A 23,259-nucleotide genomic window follows, 5' to 3' on the forward strand; every position below is an offset into this window, starting at 1 on the left:
AAAGATTATTTCATCGTTCTTTCTCAGCAATAACTATGTTTTACATCCAATTGTAAACTTTGTTCTTTTAATTGGCATATCGGGAAAAGTCGATATACATTTGTACCATGGATCAGGTAGAAATATTCAAAGCCCTTTCGAACAAAACACGTTTACAAATTTTAGGCTGGCTAAAAGAGCCCGAGCTTAATTTTCCGGAACAGCCAAATGCTGATTTTGAAAATATAGGGGTTTGTGTCGGGCAGATTCAACTTAAAAGTGGTTTATCACAAAGTACCATTTCCGAATACCTGTCTATTTTGCAGCGTGCTGATTTAATCAGTTCTACACGCCTGGGCCAATGGACTTATTACAAACGCAATAAAGAAGGCTTAAAAAAATTAAGCGAAATCATCAATACCGAATTATAATTTAGAAATATATGAACACAGATAGTTTATTCAGGCCTTTTAGCCTTAAAACATTAAATATTAAAAACAGAATAGTAATGGCCCCAATGACGCGGTCATTTTCTCCGGGTGGCGTACCAACGGCCGATGTTGCCAGCTATTATGCAAAAAGAGCAGCCGGCGAAGTGGGATTAATTTTATCAGAAGGAACCGTAATTAACCGTCCATCTTCTTCCGCCGATCCTAACATTCCACATTTTTACGGTACCGAAGCTTTAGCAGGCTGGCAACATGTAATTAACGAAGTTCACCAGGCAGGCGGACAGATGGGTCCGCAGATCTGGCACCAGGGTATTCATGCAAACCATGCGTCTGGCTGGTTGCCAAGTGCTCCATTTGAAGGCCCGTCATCTTTTAACAGTCCAGGTTTCGAAAACGGTGTACCGATGACAGATGCGGCTATTGCCGATACCATTGCAGCTTTTGGTCAGGCAGCAGCTGATGCCAAAGCTTTAGGTTTTGATACCGTTGAAATACATGGTGCACACCAATATCTGATCGATCAGTTTTTTTGGGATGGTACAAATAACCGCACCGATATTTATGGTGGCAAAACCTTAGCCGAGCGTACCCGTTTTGCCGTTGAAGTAATTAAAGAGGTACGGAAAAGGGTTGGTGAAGATTTTGCTTTAATTATCCGTCTATCACAATTTAAACCTGCTGCCTACGATTTTAAACTGGCTAAAAACGAGCAGGAAATGGAACAATGGTTAACCCCACTGGCTGAAGCCGGAATTGATATTTTCCATTGTTCTCAACGCCGTTTCTGGGAGCCGGAATTTGAAGGTTCTGATTTAAATTTTGCAGGTTGGGCGAAAAAAGTAACCGGAAAAGCCACAATCTCAGTAGGCTCAGTTGGTTTGGATGGCGATTTCTTTGGTGCTTTCGCAGGGCAGAGTTCACAGCCTAGCTCATTAGACGAACTGGTACGCAGAATGGATCGTGGCGATTTCGATTTAGTAGCCGTTGGTCGCCCGCTTTTAGCAGATCCAAACTGGGTAGAAAAAATTAAACATAACCGCATGGAAGAACTGAAAGGCTTTAGTAAAGAAGCTTTAATGGAATTGGTATAATAAATATCCCTATTTTTCTTTTTATTTTAAAAGCATCTCTTTCGAGATGCTTTTTTGTTTGTGATGTCAGATGTTACCATCTGACATTAGCATTTTTTGCCACGGAAAATACAGAGGGCACGGAAATTTTCTTGATAATTTGAAAAGCAGTGCCTGCAATACTTCGGTTGCTCCAGCCCCGCCCTTTGCTTAATCCCGACTGAAAAAGTCGGAATAACGCTGTCGGTCGGGTTTATTTCACCTCTGACAGTAGCAATGCAGTAGCCACCTAAACCCGATCAAAGCGGGATGACAATTTCCTTCAAAATTGGCAGAAGCGGGAGCGGGACTAAAACACCCCAAAAAGCTTCTGCAATTGCTTTACAAAACAATTCCACTTCTTGATAATTTAAGTTTCGTCATCTCGACTGGAGCATCGCGGAATGGAGAGATCTATATAGGCAGATTTATCGACTCTGTTGCATCCGGTATCGAGTTCGCTTGAAATGATGTGACGAATAGAATTTCAATTTAAATCCCATCCTTTTTCCTTAAATTCACCTCTTTAAAATTGATCATCACATGTCGAACATTAAACTCATTATTGAAGAAAGACCCGCAAATATTGGCAATTTTATGGTTGGCAGGCTTTTGCCTTTCAGAGAGAAACGCATGGTTGGTCCTTTTTCTTTTATCGACCACATGGGGCCGGCTGCAATGAGCGATCACGAAAACCTCGACGTTCCACCTCACCCACATATCGGCTTATCTACCTTAACTTTCCTGTTTGAGGGCGAGATTACACATAAGGATAGTTTGGGTTCAGATATTGTGATTAAACCCGGACAGGTAAACTGGATGACCTCGGGCAGTGGCATTGTACATTCGGAAAGAACCCCTGAATACCTTCGCCATACCGATAAAATGCTCCATGGCTTACAAATTTGGGTGGCTTTACCTAAAGATTTAGAACAAATGGAACCTGAGTTTTGCCACGTAGAAGGGGCGGACATTCCAAGCTGGACCCAAGATGGCGTTAGTTTTAAATTAATCGCGGGAGAAGCTTTTGGTCATAAATCTCCGGTTCCGGTGTACAGTCCGCTCTATTTTTTAGAGTTAAAAAGCACCAGGCAGCAAAAGGTAAACATTGGCAATTACCTTTTTGGCGAAAGTGCGCTTTATATTTTAGAGGGTGCTATTGAAAGTGAGGGAAATATTTTTGAACCGCGTTTAATTTTAATTGCAAGCGACGCCAAACTGTGCGAATTTACCATGCACGAAAACACTACTGTTTACATTTTCGGAGGCGAACCTTTTCCTGAAGAACGTTTTATCTACTGGAACTTTGTTGCCTCGGATAGGGAATTAATTGAAAAAGCCAAAATTAAATGGCTGGAGCAAAGTTTCAAACCCGTTCCTGGTGAAACAGGTTTTGTGCCTTTACCAGATCCTATTAAAAATATTAAACATTAGTTCCGTTTAAACAGGTTCATATTTACCGAAACGGCAACACCAGTTGATGATAATTTAGAGTTTCCATAGCCAATATCCGTTAAAGGGATTTTCATAAATGGTTTAGCGCTTATGCTTAAATTATTATTTATTTTATGCTGAAACTCCACACCTACATTGGCTATACCTAAATAATGCTGGTTCTGATTTCTTACTTCGAAATTTTCAGGACCTTGATAAGCGCCATTATAAGAATAGCTGTATTTCTCTTTTAACATTAAATAACTGGATAAACCTGTACTTACAGAAATAGAATTTCTACGTCCATTAAAAACTTTATAGTTTAAATTGATCGGGATATCAATGACATCGCAATTGGCATGAATATTTGTTGGTTTTATGCTGAATACATAGTCTGTATTGGGATTATATAAGCTAAAATCCGAATCGTAAATTTTCTTTGCGTAAGAAGCCCCGGTAGTAACACTTAATTTTTTCGTCAGGATTACAGTCGCTTCTATGCCGAAACCACCACTTAAGCTACTTTGCCCGGATTTCTGCACGCTGGTTAAATCTGGCGCAGCCAGAATGCTCAACACAAACCGTGATTTTTTCTTAAAAATTGGATCTTTAATCCTTGGTATTTTTCCTTTGACTGGTTCAATTGTAAGATTTTGTTTTTCAAATTCTACTGGTTTTGTTTCAGCACTTATTTCAGGATTATAAATAACATTGGCTAAATAGTTGACAGCATTACTAGTACCCATTTCTACAGATTTAATCGAAATTTGATTCTTAAATCCTATTTCGGCTCCTTTTTGGGCATTCTCCGCATTGTTTTGATTGTTATTTTCAGCCAATAAATTTATTCCACCATTTTCGTTAGAAGTGGTTTCATCTGCTGGCATATTAATTAAATTGTCTTTATCATTTAAAGGCTTATCACCTTTTTTGTTTGTTTCTCTTTTTGTTTTAACCAGTGGCTTCTCCTCAGACTGATCAGCTTTCGGTTTAACCAATAAAAACACCAGCAGCAAAACTGCGGCTATCCCAGCCACAGCAGTTAACCAAATTAGGGGCACAACCCTCCTTTTTGGTGTTGGATGCAATCTCTCCTCCAGATTATCCCAATCTAAATCATTAAAAGGCAGGTCGGGGTTTTCCAATGCATCCTTAAATAATTTATCTATATCTTTTCCCTCTTTCATTGCATATTTGTGTTTAACCTTACCTGTAAAAGGTTTCTATCTACTTCCGAATTCCTTACCTGGTAAGTTTTCGCATCTGTAGCTTTTAACATTTCCTGTAATTTTTGCCTTGCCTTAAACAGGTTAGATTTTGATGTACCTACCGATATCCCAAGCATTTCTGCAATTTCTTCATGGCTGTAACCATCTATTGCAAAAAGGTTAAAAACGGTACGGTATGCCGGACTGAGCTTTTGAACTAAGGTTAATAAATCATTGTAGGCAAGCTTATCGTATATAGAACTTACCTGCACAATATTTTCATGATCCTCAATATCTACGTGATCGGCAAATTTTAAATTGGCACGATAATAATCAATGGCAGTATTGGTTATTATGCGCCCAAGCCAGGGCAAAAAAGCCTTAGAAGGCTCATACTTGGTTATATTTTTAAAAGCTTTAAAAAATCCATCATTCAATATACCTGCGGCATCTAACCGATCGTTTGTATAACGCAAACAAATGCCCATAGCAAAGCTATAGAAATGTTTATATAGTGCTTTCTGACTATCTCTTTCATTCCTAATGCAGCCCTGAATGTACTTTTGTATAATTCCTTCACTATCGCGGCTAGCGGTCACAAGTTCTCCTTTCAAAATATATTACGATGAGGAACAACGAAAGGTTGCTTCAAAAATTACTTTTTTTAAAATATTTAATATTATTCATTTTGGTCTAAAAATCTCCATTATGCAAGCAACCATTTACAACTTGGGGGCGTAATAGCAGCATATCAATTTTTATTAAAGTTAAAACTAAAAACGAAATGTTATGCTAATCTACTTAAAAAGAAACCTATTGGCTGTTGTATGTGTAGCCATGGTATTTGTGTCCTGCAAAAAAAATAATTCAGAAGACCCTACACCCGCGGGTAATAACAAAAAAGGTATCCAACTGGCAACAGATGCGAAATTCGGATCAGTATTAACCGACAAAGACGGCAAAACCTTATACTTTTTTGCAAACGATGCTGCAGGTACGCCAACCTGTACTGATGGTTGTGAAACCGCCTGGCCACTTTATTACTCAGCAGATGCCAGTACCGATTTAAACCTGAACAAAGCAGAAGTTGGCGAGGTTACCCGCGCTGACGGCCGTAAACAAAGCACTTACCGTGGTTACCCACTTTATTATTACGCTGGTGATGCTGCAAAAGGCGAGATTAAAGGTGATGGTGTTGGTGGCATCTGGTTTGTAGCCAAGCCCGATTATTCATTAATGCTGGCTAATGCACAATTAACCGGGAACAATATCAATTACACCAGTACTTATGCTGTTGGTGATGGAAAAACCATTTATTTAACCGATAGCAAAGGACGTACTTTGTATGCTTTTGCACCAGACAAAAATGGTGTAAATACATACACCAAGAGTGCAACACAAGAAGGTATTTGGCCAGTATATGAATCTGAAGTGCTTAATGTACCTTCTGCGATAACAAAAACCGATGTTGGTGTAATTACTGTAGCTACAATTAGCAAAAAACAGTTAACATATAAAGGATGGCCTTTATACTACTGGATATCAGATGTAAAAAGAGGCGATAACAATGGTATTACCATAAAACCGGCAAATGCCGCAGTTGGCTCAGTTTGGCCAGTGTTGCAGCTAAACGCTACTGTTGCCCCGGCACAATAAAAAATAATTGAGTTAGGTGGGTAGAATGGTCGGCTGATGTTTTCACAGCCGGCCTTTTTTATACAGCTAATAAAGCCTGCTTAATTTTCTCAGCAGCCTCAGCCAATTCTTCATTGGCTGGCTTTAATTTTTCTTTGCTAAAGTTCATATCGCTTACACTATTCATCGGTATTAAATGGATATGTGTGTGCGGAACTTCCAGTCCGATTACCGAAACACCTACCTTTTTACAAGGGAACGCAATTTTTACTCCTTTGGCTACAATCTTAGCGAACATCCACAAACCAACATATAAATCCTCATCCATATCGAAGATATAGTCGGTTTCAATTTTAGGAATCACCAATACATGCCCTGCAGTTAATGGCTGAACATCTAAAAAGGCTAAATATTCTACAGTTTCGGCTACAACATGTGCAGGGATTTCGCCTGCAACGATTTTTGAAAAGATAGTCATAAGGTGGAAGGTTAAAAGGTGGAAGGTATAGGGTTAAGCGTTTGGCGACAGGCGTTTTAATAACCGCTTACCGCCAAACGCTATTCGCTTATCTCGAAATTTCGAGCACTTCGAACTGCATTTTACCTGCAGGTACTTCAATTTCGGCAAATTCGCCTACCGATTTACCCAATAAACCTTGCGCAATTGGCGATTTAACAGAAATTTTTCCGGTTTTTAAATCAGCCTCTGTTTCTGCCACCAACTGGTAAGTCATGGTTGCACCGTTTTTAACATTTTTTATTTTTACGATAGACAATGCCAATACTTTTGATAAGTCCAATTTAGACTCATCAATTAAACGTGCATTTGCCAGCGTATTTTTTAATTTTGAAATTTTAGCTTCATGCAAACCTTGCGCCTCTTTAGCAGCATCGTATTCTGCATTCTCCGATAAATCACCTTTATCCCTTGCTTCTGCAATTGCTTTAGATATAAGCTGACGACCGGTGGTTGTTAAATAATGAACTTCCTCTTTTAATTTATCTAACCCCTCTTGGGTGTAGTATGTTACCTCTGTCATTGCTCTATTAATTTATTCAAACGCTATAAAAAACAAACAAGACTATATAGTTGGTTTGCTACATAGTCTTGCTTCAATTATAACGAAGATAAAATGTGGAAATTACAAAAGCAAATAAATAATCATGATTTTTACGATTTAAGGATTAATAGGACTTAATATACCCAAAATAGGACAGTTGAGAACAGATACGAATCAGTACCTACCCTTAAGACTTAACCACTAAAAACGTAACATTAATTATAAACCCATTTAAAATCCAATCATTAGTTTTAATTTAGCTTAAATTATTCTTAAAAAATGAAAAAGTTATTTTCTATCGCTCTGCTCCTCAGTCTGGGCGGGTATATGGCTTCGGCCCAGGAGCTCTATATGCCCCGGAATATCAAAGCGGCATACGCCAAAGGCACACGCTCAATGAATGGAAAACCTGGTCAAAATTACTGGCAGAACCATGGTAAATACAACATGGATATTAAGGTAGATGCTGAAACCAAAGTGGTTAGCGGTAAAGAAGAAATTTTATATAGCAACAACAGCTCCGATACCTTAAAAAACCTGGCCATCCGCTTTGTGAACAACCTGCATAAACCAACTTCGCCAAGAAGTGGCGCTGTAAATGAAGACTTTTTGAGTTCGGGTCTAAATATTATCGCTTTTTCGATAAATGGCGAAACCTATAAAGTGGATAGCAAAAGCTGGGGAACAGTTGGTAATGTACCGCTAAGGAAACCTTTATTGCCAAAATCGAAAATTACAGTTAAAATAGAGTGGGATTACCCGTTATCAAAAGAAAGTGGCCGCGAGGGGCAGATTGATCCCAACTCGTTTTTTGTAGCTTATAGCTATCCGCGCATATCGGTATATGATGATTATAATGGTTGGGACCGCATTCCTCACACCGATAGAGCCGAGTTTTACAACGATTTTAACGATTACGAATTCTCGATCAAAGCACCTAAAAACTATGTCGTATATGCCACAGGCGATTTCCTTAACCCGGATGAGGTGTTACAACCCGAAATTTCTGCGCGTTTAAAGAAATCGTATAACGGCGATGAGGTCATCCATATTGCTACCGAACAGGAAATGAAAGATGGTAAAGTAACACAGCAAAAAGACTGGAATACCTGGAAATTTGCGGTTAACCACATTACCGATGTTACTTTTGCCTTAAGCAACCACTATGTTTGGGATGGCGCGAGTGTAATTGTAGATAAAAAAACTAACCGCAGATCGAGCGCTCAGGCAGCATATAATCCTACCACCGGTAAAGACTTTGTTAACTCGGTTAAATACAATTTGAATGCTTTAGACTGGTTCTCAAATAATTGGCCGGGCATCCCCTACCCTTATGTAAAAACGATTGCTTTTCAGGGTTTTGCCGATATGGAATACCCAATGATGGTAAACGATTCTCAATTTGGCGATCCTGTTTTTGCCCAGTTGGTTCAAGACCACGAAGTGGCACATACTTACTTTCCCTTCTATATGGGTATTAACGAAACCCGTTACGCCTATATGGATGAAGGCTGGGCCACTACCTTCGAATATTTAATTGGTATTGCCGAGCATGGCAAGCAAGCTGCTGATGATTTTTACAAGAAATTTAGGGTAGATAACTACATTAACGATAAATCTACAGAAGAAGACCAACCGGTAATTTCAATGTCAGACCAGGTTTCGGGAGCTGGTTATGGAAATAACTCTTACGGAAAAGCGTCTTTATCATATTTGGCACTTAAAGATATGTTAGGGAACGACTTATTCAAAAAAGCATTACATACTTATATGAGCAACTGGAATGGAAAGCACCCAATTCCATGGGATTATTTTAATTCGATGAATGCAGGTTCCGGGCAGGATTTAAACTGGTTTTTCCAAAACTGGTTCTTTACCAACAATTATCTTGATTTAGCGATTGCCAAAGTAATGCCTGCTAAAGGAAAATCGACAGTAGCTGTTAAAAATGTCGGTGGTTTTGCAATCCCTTTTGATGTGGTAGTCACTTATGCTGATGGTAAAGTTGACACCATACATCAAACGCCAGCGGTTTGGAAAGCAAACCAGAAAGAAGTTAATATCACTGTTAACACCACTAAAAAAATAAAGTCAATCAGTTTGGATAACGGCATTTATGTAGATGCTACACCGAAAGACAATGCTTGGGAAGCAAAATAATTAACAGTTTGCAATTTTCAGTTGGCAGTTATATCAACAGCCAACTGAAAATTGTGAATTAAAAAATGCAGCTTAAAGCACAATTTGTGGCGATAAAATCGCCTTTCTCTTTCATCCTCGTTACAAACGAGGACGATAAATATGAACCGTAACTGAAGATTGTTAACCGTTCTCCGCTTTACAAACAGGCTCGTGTTTAACCGGAAAATTCAATGAATTGGCAATAAAACACATTTTATTGGCTTCATGATGTAGCGACGCTGCAAGTTCGTAATGTGCCTTATCGGCTATTAAAACCTGCGGGTGAAGCGTAACTTCTTTAAATCTTCCGCTTCCATCAGCCAATTCTTCCATTGTACCTACTGCTTCATCTTTATAATCAATGACTACGATTTCGTTCTTAGAGCATAAATGCAGGTACCAGAGCATGTGGCAACTGGAAATTGATGCCAATAAGAGGTCTTCAGGATTGTATTTAGATTTATCGCCCAAAAAGGCAGAATCTGATGAGCCGGAAATATCGGCTTTGCCTTTTACTGAAATTACATAATCGCGATCGTACGAACGGTAATCCATTGTGCCCGAGCCTTTATTGCCCGTCCAGGTAACTGTGGTAGAATATAAATGATCTTTCGGCATGATAAAATTGGTTAGATTATATAGCCAATTTAAGAAAATAAAATGGAGATTTCCTGTTTTTTGCACTTACTTCCAGACCTATGAGGTTTTCGAAACTTCATAGGACTTATACAAACAAAACAGTAAACACTCATCATTTAGATGTACTAAGATGGCTTAGGTGGTGAATATTTGAAAAGCAGGGTTCGGTTGCGCTTCGGTTCTGAAAGCCCTGCTATCTCTCCAAGTCCTCGCTGCGCTGTGGGCTTTCCGCTCTATCAGGTTTAGTTAACAAAGATTTTCGAAGTCTGCAGAATAGACCTAGCAGGTTTTAAAAACCTGCTAGGTGTTGATTAGCTAAAACTAAGCCCCTTTAATTTCTCAGCTAAAACTTCCGAAATTTTACGGTAAGAATCAAACGTCCAGCCCCCCACATGTGGAGTTAAAATCACTTTTTCGTTATTCTTTAATTCATTATACCAGGGCTGTTCACCCAAAGCAGGGAATTTTTCTGTCTGTAAAACATCTAGCCCTGCCCCTAATATCTTTCCTGTTTTTATCGCGTTAAGTACCGCTGGCGTGTTCACAATTTCACCCCTGGCGGTATTAATAAAAAAAATAGGCTTCTTGAAGTGGAAGAAATATTCATCATCAACCATCTGTTTGGTTTCGGCAGTTAGTGGAATATGCAAACTAAGCACATCGCTGTGTTTTACAATTTCTTCCATACTCACCTCACGGGCAAAAGCATCGCTAAAACCTGTTTTATATTTATCGTAAGCCATTACATCAACCTCAAAACCTGCCAGTTTTTTCGCAAAATGCTGCCCCATAAAGCCATAACCTATAATCCCGACTTTTTTGCCTTTCAGTTCGTAACCGCGGTTTCCTTCCCGATCCCAAACACCGTTCCTAATCTCCATATCCGCCCTGCGGAAGTTATTCATCAAAGATAAAAGCAAGCCAGTAGCATGTTCTCCAACGGCATCACAGTTGCCTTCGGGTGCATTAATCAGTTCAATATTTCTTTCAAAGGCTATTTTATCATCAATATTATCCAAACCTGCTCCTGCCCTGGCTACAAACTTTAAATTCGGCGCAGCAGCAAAAATTTCGGCATCTATCCTAAATTTAGTCCTTACTGCAATACCTGTATAATCTTTTATTTTATCTAAAGTTTGTTGACGCGTAATCTGAGGTTCATCATCAACCTGGTAGCCCATGGCAATGGCCTGCTCTTTAAATACAGGGTGCAAATCATCAACAATTAATATTTTATTCATAATGAACAAAAGTAACATTTTGCACATTCACCAATTGTAATATTCCATCATTGTTTTAGGCAAAACTGAAAACTGCTAATTACGAACTACCAACTGTAAATTAACCCACAAAAATATTACTATAAAATGGCTGTAATAAAATAGTTACGGCCCATTTATTAAACTTACTTGCCGTTACTTTGTCTCCCTTTATAAAAACACACGAAATTTTATTTTTAATGAGAATTTTACAATCAAGAACAATACAGATTACCCTATTACTGCTCACCCTTTCATTTAGTCTTTTCGCGCAAACAAGCGGAAAGGCAAAAATTACCGGAGTACTTAAAGATGCCAAAACACAAGAAACCATTCCTTTTGCCACAGCAATCTTAATTGATAAAGCCACAGCAAAAAACGCCAAAATAGTTCAAACAGATGTGAATGGTGCATTTGTAATGACTGAAATCCCTACCGGGACTTTTACCTTTAAAATCAGCTTTGTTGGTTACCAAACCATGGTTAGGGATAATGTAACGATAACTGCCAGTACTGGTACCTTAAATTTTGGCGACATTAAAATGAATGCGGCAAAGGGTAATGTATTAAGTGAAATTACCGTGACCGGCCAGAAACAGGGCATGCAAATGGGGATCGATAAAAAGATTTTCGCAGTAGATCAGAGTGTGATCAGCGAGGGCGGTTCTGCCGGCGATTTATTGCAGAATGTTCCTTCTGTTTCTACTGATATGGATGGCAATGTGAGTTTACGTGGCTCTTCGGGTGTTAAAGTATTAATTGATGGAAAGCCATCTTTAATTGCCGGCGGCAACGTGGCGCAGATTCTGCAGTCAATCCCGGCCAGCTCCATCGAAAGTGTGGAGGTTATTACCAATCCATCGGCAAAATACGATGCTGAAGGCCAATCAGGGATCATTAACATTGTACTTAAGAAAAATACAAAACTTGGGTTTAATGGCTCAGTTGCTTTAACAGCAGGTAACCGCGATAACTATAATGCCAATACCAACTTAAGTTTTCAGAACAGTAAGGTTAATATTTATGGAAACTACGGCTATCGTTACGGTAATCGTGTTGGAGGTGGTTTTCAGGACATTACCTATAAATCAGATTCATTGAGAACAAGATTTGCCAGTCAAAATACAGTTTCCAAATCATTGGATAAAGGACATAATGCCAAAGCGGGTATCGATTATTATTTAACACCTAAAAGTGTAATCAGCTTATCTGGTGGTTTTAACTCCAGGGATAATGAGCGTAATGAGCAGCTCGACATTAGACAATTAGATAAAAACCAGTCGCCAGTTCTATTAAGCAACAGAACCAATAGCACCGACGGTTTTGGAACAAGTTATGATGCAAATTTAGATTATGTACAAAAGTTTAAGAAACCGAAGGAAGAACTAAGTTTTAATTTTGGTTATTCTTATGGCACCAATAATAGTAATCAGTATTATAGCACAAACACCACTAACCGCAATGGTGTACCTATTGATGAGACCTTAAGTTTACAACGTGTATTTAATACCGGGAACAACACCAATTACAATATTCAAACGGATTATGCATTACCAGTAGGTAAAGCGGGTAAAATTGAAGTGGGTTACCGCAGCCAGATCCGCTTAGGCGAGAATGATCAATATGCAGATTCAATCTTAACAAATAGCAGCATCTACATCAGCAACAATAAGTTGATTAATGGTTTTGATAGCAAAGATCAGGTGCATGCACTGTATTTCAATTACCAGAACCAGATTAAAGATTTTGGTTATCAAATAGGTTTAAGGGGAGAAGATGCGCGTTTAGATACGCATTTAGAAGGCTACACGAACAATGTATTAACCACTGCGGAAGGAAACATCCATTACAAAAGGATATACCCAAGTGTGTTCTTAACACAGAAACTGACGGGCGATAACCAGCTTCAACTGAGTTATACCCGTCGTGTAAACCGTCCACGGCCTTGGGATACCAATCCATTTTTAGATGTTTCTGATCCATTAAACTACAGAGGCGGTAATCCTAATTTATTACCGGAAGATGTACACTCTTTTGAATTAGGTTATAGTAAATACTGGAAAAAAGTAACCTTAACTTCAAGCTTGTATTTCCGTCAGACCAATGATGTGATCCAACGCGTAAGAAGTACACCAGTTAATGGAATTATTACCTCAACCCCTCAAAATTTAACAAACCAGATTAATAGCGGTTTGGAATTAATTGGCCGTTTTGACCTTATTAAAGCTTTAAACTTTACCACAAACGTAAACTTGTACCAGGCCAAGTTTGCTGGTGATGCACGATTTGACATTCCATCAAGTAGTGGCTTTAGCTGGAACGCCAACCTGACCGGAAATTTAACAGTAGTTAAAAGTCTATCACTACAGGTACGCGGTGACTATAGGGCGCCAGAAGTGATGGCGCAGGGAAAACGTAATGCGATGTATGGAATTGACGGTGGGGCCAAATACGATTTCCCGAACAAAAAAGCATCTTTGAGTTTCAATGTCAGAGATGTATTTAATACCAGAAGATGGAGCATGACCACCGAAGACAGAGCTACAATCGTTGATTTTGAACGCCAGTTTCAGGGAACAATGGGGAATTTAACTTTCTCTTACCGTTTTGGAAAAACTACATTTACCGGTACAAACAAAAAGAAAAAAGAAGAGCAGGACAACCGCCCTGATGAAGGATCGTTCTAATTTTAACCAAGGGTGCTTAGAAAAAATCTAAGCACTCTTTTTTTGTCCTAATTTTTTTCAATACAAGTCCTTTCCTCTTAAAACTATAACAAGTTGCTATCTTGCGACCATGGAAGAGATTAACCCCTGGAAAACGCTGGAAAGCGAGCTAAAATACGACAACAACTGGATTCGTTTAACCGAACACCAGGTTATTAATCCATCTGGCGGGCAAGGGATTTACGGCACAGTCCATTTTAAGAATCTGGCTATCGGAATTCTTCCTTTGGATGAAACCTACAACACCTGGCTGGTTGGTCAGTACAGGTATGCACTAAATGCCTACAGCTGGGAAATTCCTGAAGGCGGTGGGCCATTCCATGAAGCGCCATTAGAAAGTGCAAGAAGGGAATTACTGGAAGAAACGGGAATGAGTGCCAGAAACTGGAAAGAAATACAAAGAATGCACTTATCCAACTCTGTGAGTGATGAATTGAGCATAATCTATGTTGCCACGGGTTTAATTCAAGGTATCGCGATGCCAGAAGAAACGGAACAACTCGCGGTAAAAAAATTACCATTTGATGAGGCCTATCAAATGGTTTTGAATGGACAGATTACCGACTCGATGAGCGTTGCTGCAATCTTAAAAGCTAAACTGATGATGTTAAATGGTGAATTGTAACCAGGGGAAAACACCAAATGTTCCTAACGGAACATAAAAAACATTATATATTTTTTCTACCGGGCATATGTCCCGATGGGACATTGCATGATTAGATGTTAAATTATTTATATTAATCTACTGAACAACCCCTGAATATTAATTATCCTAAAAATTATTGATGTCCCAGAGAAATATCGGCTTATTAGTTCTTTTAACAGTGGGCTGTTAAAAAATTGCCCAATACCTAAAAATATTGCATTAGCACTTGTTCTATAGAGCCATTTGTTTTAAATTGTTGGTGCAATCCCTAAATCTTAAATCATTCCAAAAATTATTGATGTCCCAGAGAAATATCGGCTTATTAGTTCTTTTAACAGTGGGTTGTTAAAAAATTGCCCAATACCTAAAAGTATTGCATTAGCACTTGTTCTATAGAGCCATTTGTTTTAAATTGTTGGTGAAATCCCTAAATGTTAAATCATTCCAAAAATTATTGGTATCCCAGATAAATATCTGGCTTATTAGTTCTTTTAACAGTGGGTTGTTGTAATTTACCTATTAACCTCAGTTCGATTAATATTTATTCATACTAACTAATTTTAAGCCCGTGAAACTAAGCGCGATCGTCATGCTGAATTTATTTCAGCATCTTTATTGATAAATAGACCCTGAATTAAATTCAGGGTGACGGCTATGAACGAAAAATGTCTGCAGTATGCCTTTAAAGGATATTAATAATCGAACTGGGGTTATTACCAAAAAATATTGCGTAAGCACTTGTTCTATAAAGCCATTTGTTTTAAATTGCTGGTGCAATTCATAAATATTAAATCATCCTAAAAATTATTAATGTCCAGTATGGACATTTCCTCGGTAGAAATTGCAGACCGCAATTTTCGTTCCGTAGGAACGTTTGATTATGATTTAAATTTAGAACGCTATGCCGAATACCTATACCCAATTACATATTCAGTTTGTTTTTGCTGTTAAATTTCGTGCTTCATTAATTCGTCCGGAGTGGAAAGAAAGGCTATTAAAATATCTCACAGGAATATTTCAGGCCAATAACCATAAAATGATACAGATTAACTGTATGCCCGATCACATTCATATTTTTATTGGCATGCGGCCACATCAGTCTATTTCTAGCCTGATCCAGAATGTAAGAACAGAAAGTTCTAAATGGATTAATGACCAGCGATTTTGTAAAACAAAATTTGCCTGGCAAGAAGGTTATGCTGCATTTTCATATTCGAAAAGCCATATTCAACAGGTCATCCAATACATTCAAAACCAGGAACAGCACCATAAAAAGGAGAGCTTTTTACAGGAGTACACCCATTTCTTAAAAACGTTTGAGATCGAATACGAAGAAAGATACATATTCAAAGAACCAGAATAATTTATTATTATCTTTGCCACCTATTCAATTAACCAGATGAGCAAGCTTTTCGGATATATTTTAAGCCCTATTTTTTATATTTTCTTTGGATTAACACTTTGCATCTTCCATCCTATACAATGGCTTTGTTTTAAGCTTTTTGGATATAAAGCGCACAAGGTCTCTGTAGATATCCTTAATTTTTTTCTAACCTACTGCCAGATTTTCCTTTTTAATTCAATCAGTTTTAAAAACGAATATAAGCTACCAACAGATAGGCCGATTATTTTTGCCGCAAACCACCAAAGTATGTACGATATACCTTCGTTAATTTGGTTCTTAAGGAAACACAGTGCAAAATTTATCTCTAAAATCGAGCTTACCAAAGGTATTCCATCCATATCCATTAACCTGCGCTTAGGCGGTGGGGCAAACATCAACCGGAAAGACAATAAGCAGGCCATCTCTGAAATCATAAAACTTGGCCGAAGAATGAAAGAAAATAACTGGAGTACTGTTATTTTCCCAGAGGGAACCCGGGCGAAAGATGGTCAATTGAAAACCTTTCAATTTGGAGGTATTGCTACCATATTAAAAGTAGTTCCTAATGCTTTGATCGTTCCGGTGTCCATAGAAAACTCATGGAAAATTGTCCGCTTTGGTATGTTTCCCCTAACCACAGGAAATGCCTTAAAATGGACCGTTTTAAAGCCGATAGAGCCTGGAATAAAAACAGCAAACGATATTACCTTAGAAGTAGAAAACGAAATCAGGAAAGTTTTGGGTCAGCCGATGGCACAGCCTGCTACTTTATAATTTTATTAATCTCATTAAGAATCCTTCGATTCCGACAACCATAGACAGATTTCCATAGAATGGTCGTCATCTCGACAGTAGCGCAGCGAAATGGAGAGATCTATCTAAACAGATCTCGACTGCGTTGCACTCCGCTCGAAATGACGATTTTTTGGTTAGGTATTTCTTATTTCTGTGAATCTGTGGCAACAAAATGGTTAATTGGTTAAACCGGTTAAGCGCTAAACGCCTAACGCCAATCACTCTAAATATTCTTATTTCCAATCACCCTGAAAAATTCATCACGGTAAGTATCTCCAACCGGAATAATTTTTTGGTTGATGGTAATGCGGCTACGTTCGATACTTTCAATCTTATCAACCGCCACGATATAAGATTTATGCACCCGGATAAACTGGCTTTGAGGCAAAGCTTCCTCCATTTTTTTCATGCTCTGCAGGGTGATTACACGTTCATCCTTTGTAAAAATTGAAATGTAATCTTTTAAACCTTCTATGAATAAAATATCGTGCAGATAGATTTTTTGAATCTTATGTTCCGTTTTCACAAAAATATAATCCTGAACTGGATTTGGCGAGCCAGAAAATGGTGCTGGCGTAACAATCGGCTGGGCCACACTGGCAGGAGTTTCAACCGGTTTTACCTGATTGTGAACTTTTTCTACCGCTTTATAAAAACGGTCGAATGCAATTGGCTTTAACAGGTAATCCGAAACATTCAGGTCGTAACTTTCTAAAGCATACTGTGGGTAAGCAGTAGTTAATATATAGTGGCATTTATTACCGGCAATTTTTAAAAACTGGATTCCGGTTAACTCAGGCATCTGAATATCTAAAAATACCAGATCAATCCCTCCTCCCTGGACAATCTGCAAGGCTTCAATAGGGTTTTCACACCTTTTAACCATGGTTAAAAAAGGTACTTTCGAAATATAATCCTGTAAAATATCAAGCGCTAGTGGCTCATCATCAACAACAATACAGTTTAGGTTCATTTTAGGTTATTATTTTAATTAATGATTTAATCCGGGTAAGGTTAGTTACCGGATTATATGTCAATCATCAGTTCGCAGGTATAATGGGTAGCCGAATTTACAACATTTAATTTATATCTATCAGGATAAACCAATTGTAATCGTCGTTCTACATTCGTTAAACCAACTCCACCCTGTGCATCTTTATTCTGCTGGTTCTTTTTGTTCAATACACTAAAATGCAAAATTTTCTGATTGGCAATAATATTGATTTTTACAGGTTCAGCCGGATCGGTTACCACACCATGTTTAAATGCATTTTCCACAAACGAAATCAACATTAAAGGAACGATTTTTTGATTATCAATTTCGCCGTTTAAGGTAAGCTCAATATAGGCACCATCTTTAAACCTTATTTTTTGCAGTTCAATATAACTTGTTAAATAATCGACCTCCTTGCTTAACGCTACGGTTGGTGTATTGCTTTCATAGATCATGTAACGCATAATTTCAGAAAGCTTCATAATCGCATCGGCTGTTTTATCCGATTTTTGATAGGCAAGCGAATAGATATTATTAAGCGAGTTGAAAAGAAAATGTGGGTTTAACTGCGACTTTAAAAACTGAAGCTCCATCTCGCGGCGTTCACTTTCTAAGTTGCGCTGAATTCTTTCGCTTGCAAACCAATCAATAGTGAATTTAATTATACAGCTCGAAACCAGGAAAAAACCAATTATAAAAACCGTGTTGATAGCAAAATTATTAACAGACATATTATGGCTTTTGCCATCGAAGGTATAACGAAGCATCTCTTCGGGATTTAAAACAGCGATAACAGTTTTAACAAATGTTGCGACAACAATTAAAAGAACAAATGACAGGACATATAACCAGTACTTTTTTCTCTTTTTGATCAGTGATGGGATCAGAAAAATATAATTGATATAAAATACAGAAACATTAACGATGCCAAAAACAAAATACGACAGAAAGTAGTCTTTCATGGTATGCTTTTCACTCCCCATCATAGATATAACTATAATTAGAAGGCATATAAATCCCCAAAAAATAGCATGTAATATTAAAGGTCCCCTACTTTGTTTCATTCGATATCTATTAAATTGTAATGAATGCCAATATACATTAACAAACAGCATATCATTCAAGCCACAAAATAAATAAAGTTTTATCGATTTACTTACACAATCTACCAACGGGCATTTTTTTTCTACGAACGGCCCAATAGGCAATTTTTATCGACAAACGCCAAAAATGTCCGTTGATCTAGAATCTTGAACACTTGGTATAATAGATTTTAGCAGGTTGTTTTTCTTGAGTTTCTTTGAATCATCAAAACGAAAACAAAATGGAAACATCATCAGCAATCAACTTCAAAAATCAAACAGTAATTACTAATGGTCTTTTCGCAACCTCTCAAATAAAACTATCAATCATGAAAAAGCTAGCAAACACATCGCCATTTTTACTTTTATTATTACCTGTATTTATGATGATTATTTTAACGCTTACCGTTAACACCAATCAGAATGATGCTGAAATAGCTGTAAAAACAACAAAAACATCTGGTTCTATTGTGAAACAGGCAACTGCTATTTTCAAATAGAAATAATGAGTGATTACGCTATCGAAACCGTAGGTCTGAACTTTAACTTTGGCAACCAGGCTATAGTAAAAGATTTGTCGTTACAAGTACCAAAAGGGAGCATATATGGCTTTTTAGGCCCGAACGGGGCTGGCAAAACAACCACCATAAAAATCCTGTTGAACCTGCTGAAGTCGCCATCCGATCAGGTATTTATATTTGGTAAGGAAATAAACAGTAATCGCATCGCGATTCTTAAACGCATAGGTGCTTTGGTTGAACAACCAGCCATTTATGGTCATTTAACAGGAAAAGAAAACCTGGTTAACCGTTGTATCCTGTTAGGCATTAAAAAAGCAAAAGCTGATGAAATGCTATCGCTAGTGGGCTTGGCAGAAGCCGCAAATAAAAAAGCCAGCAAATATTCGTTGGGCATGAAACAGCGGCTAGGCATTGCGCAGGCACTAATTTCAGATCCTGAATTACTTCTATTGGATGAACCTACCAATGGTTTAGATCCAAATGGCATTATTGAGGTTCGGAACCTGATGATCGATTTAGCTACAAAACACCAAAAAACAATACTCGTTTCAAGCCATTTATTGGCCGAAATAGAAAGAATAGCAACCCATGTTGGCATTATAAACAAAGGTCAATTATTATTTCAGGGCACGATTAACGAACTTCATCTACTCAGCAAACCGATGCTCCAAATCGAGGTCGATAATATCGAAAGTGCAAGCACCTTTTTAACAAATTCGGGTTATGAAATTGTGGCAAAAACAGATAAGATGATCACCCTGCCGTATGCCTCATCACAAAAAAGTGGAGAACTAAACACATTACTGATCCAAAATGGTTTTATGGTGAGCAGTCTTTATCAGCAACGAAAAGATCTGGAAAATTTATTCCTGGATATTACTAAAACAAACTAACATGCACGCTCTTTATATTTCTTTAGTATCAGAATTTTACAAATCCCGAAAAACTTTAGCTTTCTGGGCAGCCATATTATTACCTATTATTATTTGCGGCTTAATCAGCTTTGGCTTTTATTACGATGCTGAAAAAATCATCGCCAACCATTATCCTCCAATGCTCTTATGGGCACATTATAGCGGTGCAGCACTTGGCGTAATGGGATTTTTGATCATGCCCTTTTATGTCATATTCATGGCCTTTTCAGTCAATAATATTGAACATAAAAACGATACCTGGAAAATGTTATTTGCCCAACCCTTAAATAAATTTTCGATTTATGCGGCAAAATACCTGTATGCAGTATTGTTAATATTTATCTGCTTATTCTTATTTGCTACACTTACCTACACATTTGGCCACTTATTACAGGTATTAATCCCTAAATTTAATTTTAATCAATACAACCCATCAAATATTCTGATTAACTCCTACGCTAAATTATTCTTAGCTTCTCTAGGGATTTTATCGCTACAGTTTATATTAAGTTTGTTATGGAGCGATTTCCTTAAACCAATGGGCATTGGTTTTGTTGGCACCATTATGGGAATTATTACTGCAAATGTAGGCTGGAAATATGCCTACCTTATCCCCTATTCGCTACCAACACTGGCTTTAAGAATAACGAAAGTAAAAAAAGGTGCTGATCCATTAGCTTTCCCTGTTTTTACGCAAGAAATATGGACAAGTTTAATTTATGCGGCGGTTCTTTTCATCGTTGGCTATTTTATCGTAACCAAAAAGAGCATAAAGTAATCCCGCTTAAATCATCAACAGAATTCAAAGTATATCCGAATAAACATACCTACAATCAAAAGCCTGCTAATTTGACTTTAGTATCAAATAGCAGGCTTTGCTGTTTAGAATGAGAGGTTATACGTATCTTTAACTCTTATAGAGATAATATTCTTTCTTTGAATGCCCAGACAATTAACTGATAAGAATTTTTAAGGTCGAGCTTTCTTACCATGTTTCTTCTGTGCGTATTAACCGTATGCTCGCTAATAAAAAGCATTGAGCCAATTTCTTTACTGTTGTAGCCCATTGATAACAGGTGTACAATTTCGACTTCCCTTTCGCTAATCGAATTATGATTTTCCTGCAATAGGGTATTATTTATCATTTTGAGAGAGTTTAATGGTTAATTTTTCTAATAATCAAGTTTTATTAAAAAACAGACTTATTCTTACATCAGTTCAAATTGTTTGTTTTAATGAAATAGACGGCATTTATTTTACAATCACAAAATAGTCAGTTGTTATTGTATACCAAAATTAGTGTCAGAGGCCTATTTGATGTTAGCGCAAAACGCCCTAAATAGAAAGGTGTTTTTACGGTATTTAATTGTAAATACTTCTTGATAGATCGTTTATTATTGTCGATTTTTAGGCTTTTTACAAACAAACTCTTCAAATTTTATGAACAAAGAATTAAATATGGAACCTATCGATCCGAAGGTTGCAAAGGCTATGGTTGTTGCCTATGCCAAAGACGGGATGACCGCTACAGAATCTTACACAAAGGCAGTATGGTTTCCCGCTGAGCAGATTTTAGAAATCGCAAAATCAATGAGTGAAGGCAAATATGATGGCTTAAGAATCTATTTCGCACAATATTTAGAAGGAGCAATCGAAGGTGTTCCTAAATCTTATGAAGGCAGAAATACTTTATTGTTGGTACCAACTACACCAGGCGTGGGTAATGGAGATGGCACTGGAAACAGTGAAGAATACCATAAAGATGATTTGAGCAATATTGAAAACAGGGGTGCTGCATGCCCGGACATGTGTGAAGGAACAAGTTTATAAAGAATGAGGTATGTATCACCCATAGTTATATCGGAGATTATCTGTTTAACCAGCGCAATCTTGTTAGTTTGGAAAGACAGGAAGGTTTTTTGGAAGGTAATCACCTGCTACATTGCTATTGCTTTGGGTACAGAACTTTATGCTATTTATCTTGCTTCGAAACACATACACAATTTATGGCTTTTCAATATTTTTTTAATATTCGAAAGCAGTACCATTTTATATGGCCTTTATTGTTGTTTAAAAGAATACACCAGCCCGAAATCTATTTTTTTTATAGGTTCGGGCGTGGTTTATCTTACCTATTTTATTTTTTTTTTTACGCATTCTTTTACCGATGCAAATACGCTTACCATTAGCGTAATGTCTGTATTTTTTACCCTTTATTGCCTCTACTATTATTACCTATTGTTAAAAGATGAAAACTTTATCAATATCAAAACCCATCCTGAGTTTTGGTGGGTAACAGGTGTACTGTTTTATTATTTCGGAAGCACCATGTCGAATATTTTTGACGGCTTATTCACAATAAAAATTATAGGTGTTGCAACATTAAGATATTGTATTTACGTATTGTTAAACCTTATTTTATATAGCCTTTGGGTATATTCGTTTATATGCAGAATGAAACAACGAAAATTGCACTCTTAGTTGCTGTTTCCACATTGGTATTCTTAATGATGCCGGTATTTTTGATTTTATATATCAGATCTTATAACCGGCATAAAAAGAACCATTTTTTGGAAAAACAGCATATGCAGCAAAAATTTGAGTCCGAAATGCTTCAAACCCGCATTGAAGTACAAGATCAAACAATGCAAAGTATAGCAACAGAATTACATGATAATGTTGGCCAGTTGCTCAGTCTTACCACACTCACCTTAAACTCTATAAATTTAAATGATGGGGAAAAGGCCAAAAATAAAATCGATAATTCACTAACACTAGTTAGTAACTCCATCAAAGAATTAAGAGAGCTGGCCAAGCTCTTACATGGAGAGCAACTGGTAGAAAATGGCATTGGCCATGCGATAGATCAGGAAATTAACTGGCTTAATAAAGCAGGAACATATCAACTAAAAGTTAATAACCAGTTGGTAGATCTTCAGATCACATCTCCTGATAAGGATCTGATCATTCTTCGTTTATTGCAGGAAATTATCAATAATATTATAAAGCATGCCCAGGCAAAATATATACAAATCGATTCTTATCTCGATAATGGTGCTTTACATTTAAAGGTGAGTGAGGATGGTATAGGCTTTGATCCAGATATGATTAAAGCCAAAAAATCGGGAATGGGGCTAAATTCAATTTATAAAAGAATTGAGATGATCAATGGAAAATTAGCACTAAATTCGGTGCCTGGCGAAGGCACGTCTATTTCAATTGAAATCCCCTACCCTTAAT

24 protein-coding genes are annotated in these 23,259 nt (G+C 37.5%); 15 read left to right on the forward strand and 9 right to left on the reverse strand.

All coding sequences use genetic code 11. The annotated features are described in order from the left end of the window. Positions 1-107: 107 nt before the first annotated feature. The 3 genes from BCL90_RS12810 (at position 108) to BCL90_RS12820 (ending at position 2,974) form a co-directional block, all read left to right on the forward strand. Complete coding sequence (locus tag BCL90_RS12810; protein ID WP_121284345.1) at positions 108-410, forward strand: ArsR/SmtB family transcription factor; 303 nt, start codon at positions 108-110, stop codon at positions 408-410. Between the two features lie 11 nt (positions 411-421). Then, entirely contained in the window at positions 422-1,522 is a 1,101-nt protein-coding gene (locus BCL90_RS12815; RefSeq protein WP_121284346.1) for an NADH:flavin oxidoreductase, read from the forward strand. Between the two features lie 561 nt (positions 1,523-2,083). Further along, entirely contained in the window at positions 2,084-2,974 is an 891-nt protein-coding gene (locus tag BCL90_RS12820; RefSeq protein WP_121284347.1) for a pirin family protein, read from the forward strand. On the opposite strand, the gene BCL90_RS12825 is transcribed toward BCL90_RS12820, so the two are convergent. Together BCL90_RS12825 and BCL90_RS12830 are read right to left on the reverse strand one after the other, a co-directional pair. Further along, positions 2,971-4,161: a hypothetical protein gene (locus BCL90_RS12825; protein ID WP_121284348.1), complete on the reverse strand. Its 1,191-nt coding sequence runs from the start codon at positions 4,159-4,161 to the stop codon at positions 2,971-2,973. The genes BCL90_RS12820 and BCL90_RS12825 overlap by 4 nt on opposite strands. Continuing rightward, entirely contained in the window at positions 4,158-4,796 is a 639-nt protein-coding gene (locus tag BCL90_RS12830) for an RNA polymerase sigma factor (RefSeq protein WP_227256214.1), read from the reverse strand. The genes BCL90_RS12825 and BCL90_RS12830 overlap by 4 nt, the downstream gene beginning before the upstream one ends. A 175-nt stretch (positions 4,797-4,971) precedes the next feature. On the opposite strand from BCL90_RS12830, the gene BCL90_RS12835 reads away from it, so the two are divergent. Next, positions 4,972-5,838 carry a hypothetical protein gene (locus tag BCL90_RS12835; protein ID WP_121284350.1) on the forward strand — a complete coding sequence of 289 codons (867 nt, stop codon included), beginning with the start codon at positions 4,972-4,974 and terminating at the stop codon, positions 5,836-5,838. A 58-nt stretch (positions 5,839-5,896) separates the two neighbouring features. On the opposite strand, the gene BCL90_RS12840 is transcribed toward BCL90_RS12835, so the two are convergent. Then, positions 5,897-6,295, reverse strand: a complete 399-nt coding sequence (locus tag BCL90_RS12840) for an HIT family protein (protein ID WP_121284351.1) — start codon at positions 6,293-6,295, stop codon at positions 5,897-5,899. An 88-nt stretch (positions 6,296-6,383) separates the two neighbouring features. After that, complete coding sequence (gene greA / locus BCL90_RS12845) at positions 6,384-6,857, reverse strand: transcription elongation factor GreA (protein WP_029276724.1); 474 nt, start codon at positions 6,855-6,857, stop codon at positions 6,384-6,386. 300 nt (positions 6,858-7,157) lie between these two features. Between greA and BCL90_RS12850 the strand changes: the two genes are divergently transcribed. Further along, on the forward strand, positions 7,158-9,038 hold the full coding sequence (locus tag BCL90_RS12850; RefSeq protein WP_121284352.1) for a M1 family metallopeptidase: 1,881 nt from the start codon (positions 7,158-7,160) through the stop codon (positions 9,036-9,038). Between the two features lie 162 nt (positions 9,039-9,200). Here BCL90_RS12850 and BCL90_RS12855 read toward each other — a convergent pair whose 3' ends face one another. Further along, positions 9,201-9,677, reverse strand: coding sequence for an OsmC family protein (locus tag BCL90_RS12855; RefSeq protein ID WP_121284353.1), 477 nt, complete (start codon positions 9,675-9,677; stop codon positions 9,201-9,203). 332 nt (positions 9,678-10,009) lie between these two features. Beyond that, positions 10,010-10,939: an NAD(P)-dependent oxidoreductase gene (locus tag BCL90_RS12860; protein ID WP_121284354.1), complete on the reverse strand. Its 930-nt coding sequence runs from the start codon at positions 10,937-10,939 to the stop codon at positions 10,010-10,012. 218 nt (positions 10,940-11,157) lie between these two features. On the opposite strand from BCL90_RS12860, the gene BCL90_RS12865 reads away from it, so the two are divergent. The 4 genes from BCL90_RS12865 (at position 11,158) to BCL90_RS12880 (ending at position 16,487) form a co-directional block, all read left to right on the forward strand. Further along, a complete protein-coding gene (locus BCL90_RS12865) occupies positions 11,158-13,644 on the forward strand; it encodes a TonB-dependent receptor domain-containing protein (RefSeq protein WP_121284355.1) in 2,487 nt (828 codons plus the stop codon). 109 nt (positions 13,645-13,753) lie between these two features. Then, complete coding sequence (locus BCL90_RS12870) at positions 13,754-14,308, forward strand: NUDIX domain-containing protein (RefSeq protein ID WP_121284356.1); 555 nt, start codon at positions 13,754-13,756, stop codon at positions 14,306-14,308. A 922-nt stretch (positions 14,309-15,230) separates the two neighbouring features. Next, on the forward strand, positions 15,231-15,692 hold the full coding sequence (tnpA, locus tag BCL90_RS12875; RefSeq protein ID WP_121284357.1) for an IS200/IS605 family transposase: 462 nt from the start codon (positions 15,231-15,233) through the stop codon (positions 15,690-15,692). Positions 15,693-15,728: 36 nt separating this feature from the next. Further along, the gene (locus BCL90_RS12880; protein WP_121284358.1) at positions 15,729-16,487 is read left to right on the forward strand and encodes a lysophospholipid acyltransferase family protein; all 759 of its coding nucleotides are present in this window, start codon (positions 15,729-15,731) and stop codon (positions 16,485-16,487) included. Positions 16,488-16,731: 244 nt separating this feature from the next. On the opposite strand, the gene BCL90_RS12885 is transcribed toward BCL90_RS12880, so the two are convergent. Then, a complete protein-coding gene (locus BCL90_RS12885) occupies positions 16,732-17,481 on the reverse strand; it encodes a LytR/AlgR family response regulator transcription factor (RefSeq protein ID WP_055908986.1) in 750 nt (249 codons plus the stop codon). A 53-nt stretch (positions 17,482-17,534) separates the two neighbouring features. Continuing rightward, positions 17,535-18,464, reverse strand: coding sequence for a sensor histidine kinase (locus BCL90_RS12890; protein WP_244214194.1), 930 nt, complete (start codon positions 18,462-18,464; stop codon positions 17,535-17,537). Between the two features lie 449 nt (positions 18,465-18,913). Between BCL90_RS12890 and BCL90_RS25720 the strand changes: the two genes are divergently transcribed. Genes BCL90_RS25720 through BCL90_RS12905 form a run of 3 tightly spaced genes read left to right on the forward strand, consistent with a single transcriptional unit; the run spans position 18,914 to position 20,797 of the window. Further along, on the forward strand, positions 18,914-19,084 hold the full coding sequence (locus BCL90_RS25720) for a hypothetical protein (RefSeq protein WP_166792099.1): 171 nt from the start codon (positions 18,914-18,916) through the stop codon (positions 19,082-19,084). A 5-nt stretch (positions 19,085-19,089) separates the two neighbouring features. Then, the gene (locus BCL90_RS12900; RefSeq protein WP_121284361.1) at positions 19,090-19,998 is read left to right on the forward strand and encodes an ABC transporter ATP-binding protein; all 909 of its coding nucleotides are present in this window, start codon (positions 19,090-19,092) and stop codon (positions 19,996-19,998) included. A 1-nt stretch (position 19,999) separates the two neighbouring features. Beyond that, on the forward strand, positions 20,000-20,797 hold the full coding sequence (locus BCL90_RS12905; protein ID WP_121284362.1) for an ABC transporter permease: 798 nt from the start codon (positions 20,000-20,002) through the stop codon (positions 20,795-20,797). A gap of 136 nt (positions 20,798-20,933) precedes the next feature. Here BCL90_RS12905 and BCL90_RS12910 read toward each other — a convergent pair whose 3' ends face one another. After that, positions 20,934-21,164 (reverse strand): response regulator transcription factor, encoded by a 231-nt coding sequence (locus BCL90_RS12910; RefSeq protein ID WP_121284363.1) that lies wholly within the window; start codon positions 21,162-21,164, stop codon positions 20,934-20,936. Between the two features lie 295 nt (positions 21,165-21,459). Between BCL90_RS12910 and BCL90_RS12915 the strand changes: the two genes are divergently transcribed. Genes BCL90_RS12915 through BCL90_RS12925 form a run of 3 tightly spaced genes read left to right on the forward strand, consistent with a single transcriptional unit; the run spans position 21,460 to position 23,258 of the window. Further along, positions 21,460-21,849, forward strand: a complete 390-nt coding sequence (locus tag BCL90_RS12915) for a hypothetical protein (protein WP_121284364.1) — start codon at positions 21,460-21,462, stop codon at positions 21,847-21,849. A gap of 3 nt (positions 21,850-21,852) precedes the next feature. After that, positions 21,853-22,500: a hypothetical protein gene (locus tag BCL90_RS12920; protein WP_121284365.1), complete on the forward strand. Its 648-nt coding sequence runs from the start codon at positions 21,853-21,855 to the stop codon at positions 22,498-22,500. Next, complete coding sequence (locus BCL90_RS12925) at positions 22,467-23,258, forward strand: sensor histidine kinase (protein ID WP_121284366.1); 792 nt, start codon at positions 22,467-22,469, stop codon at positions 23,256-23,258. Before BCL90_RS12920 ends, BCL90_RS12925 begins: the two co-directional genes overlap by 34 nt. Position 23,259 lies beyond the last annotated feature (1 nt).

Source organism: Pedobacter alluvionis (genome assembly GCF_003664035.1).
GTDB classification, from domain to species: Bacteria; Bacteroidota; Bacteroidia; order Sphingobacteriales; family Sphingobacteriaceae; genus Pedobacter; species Pedobacter alluvionis.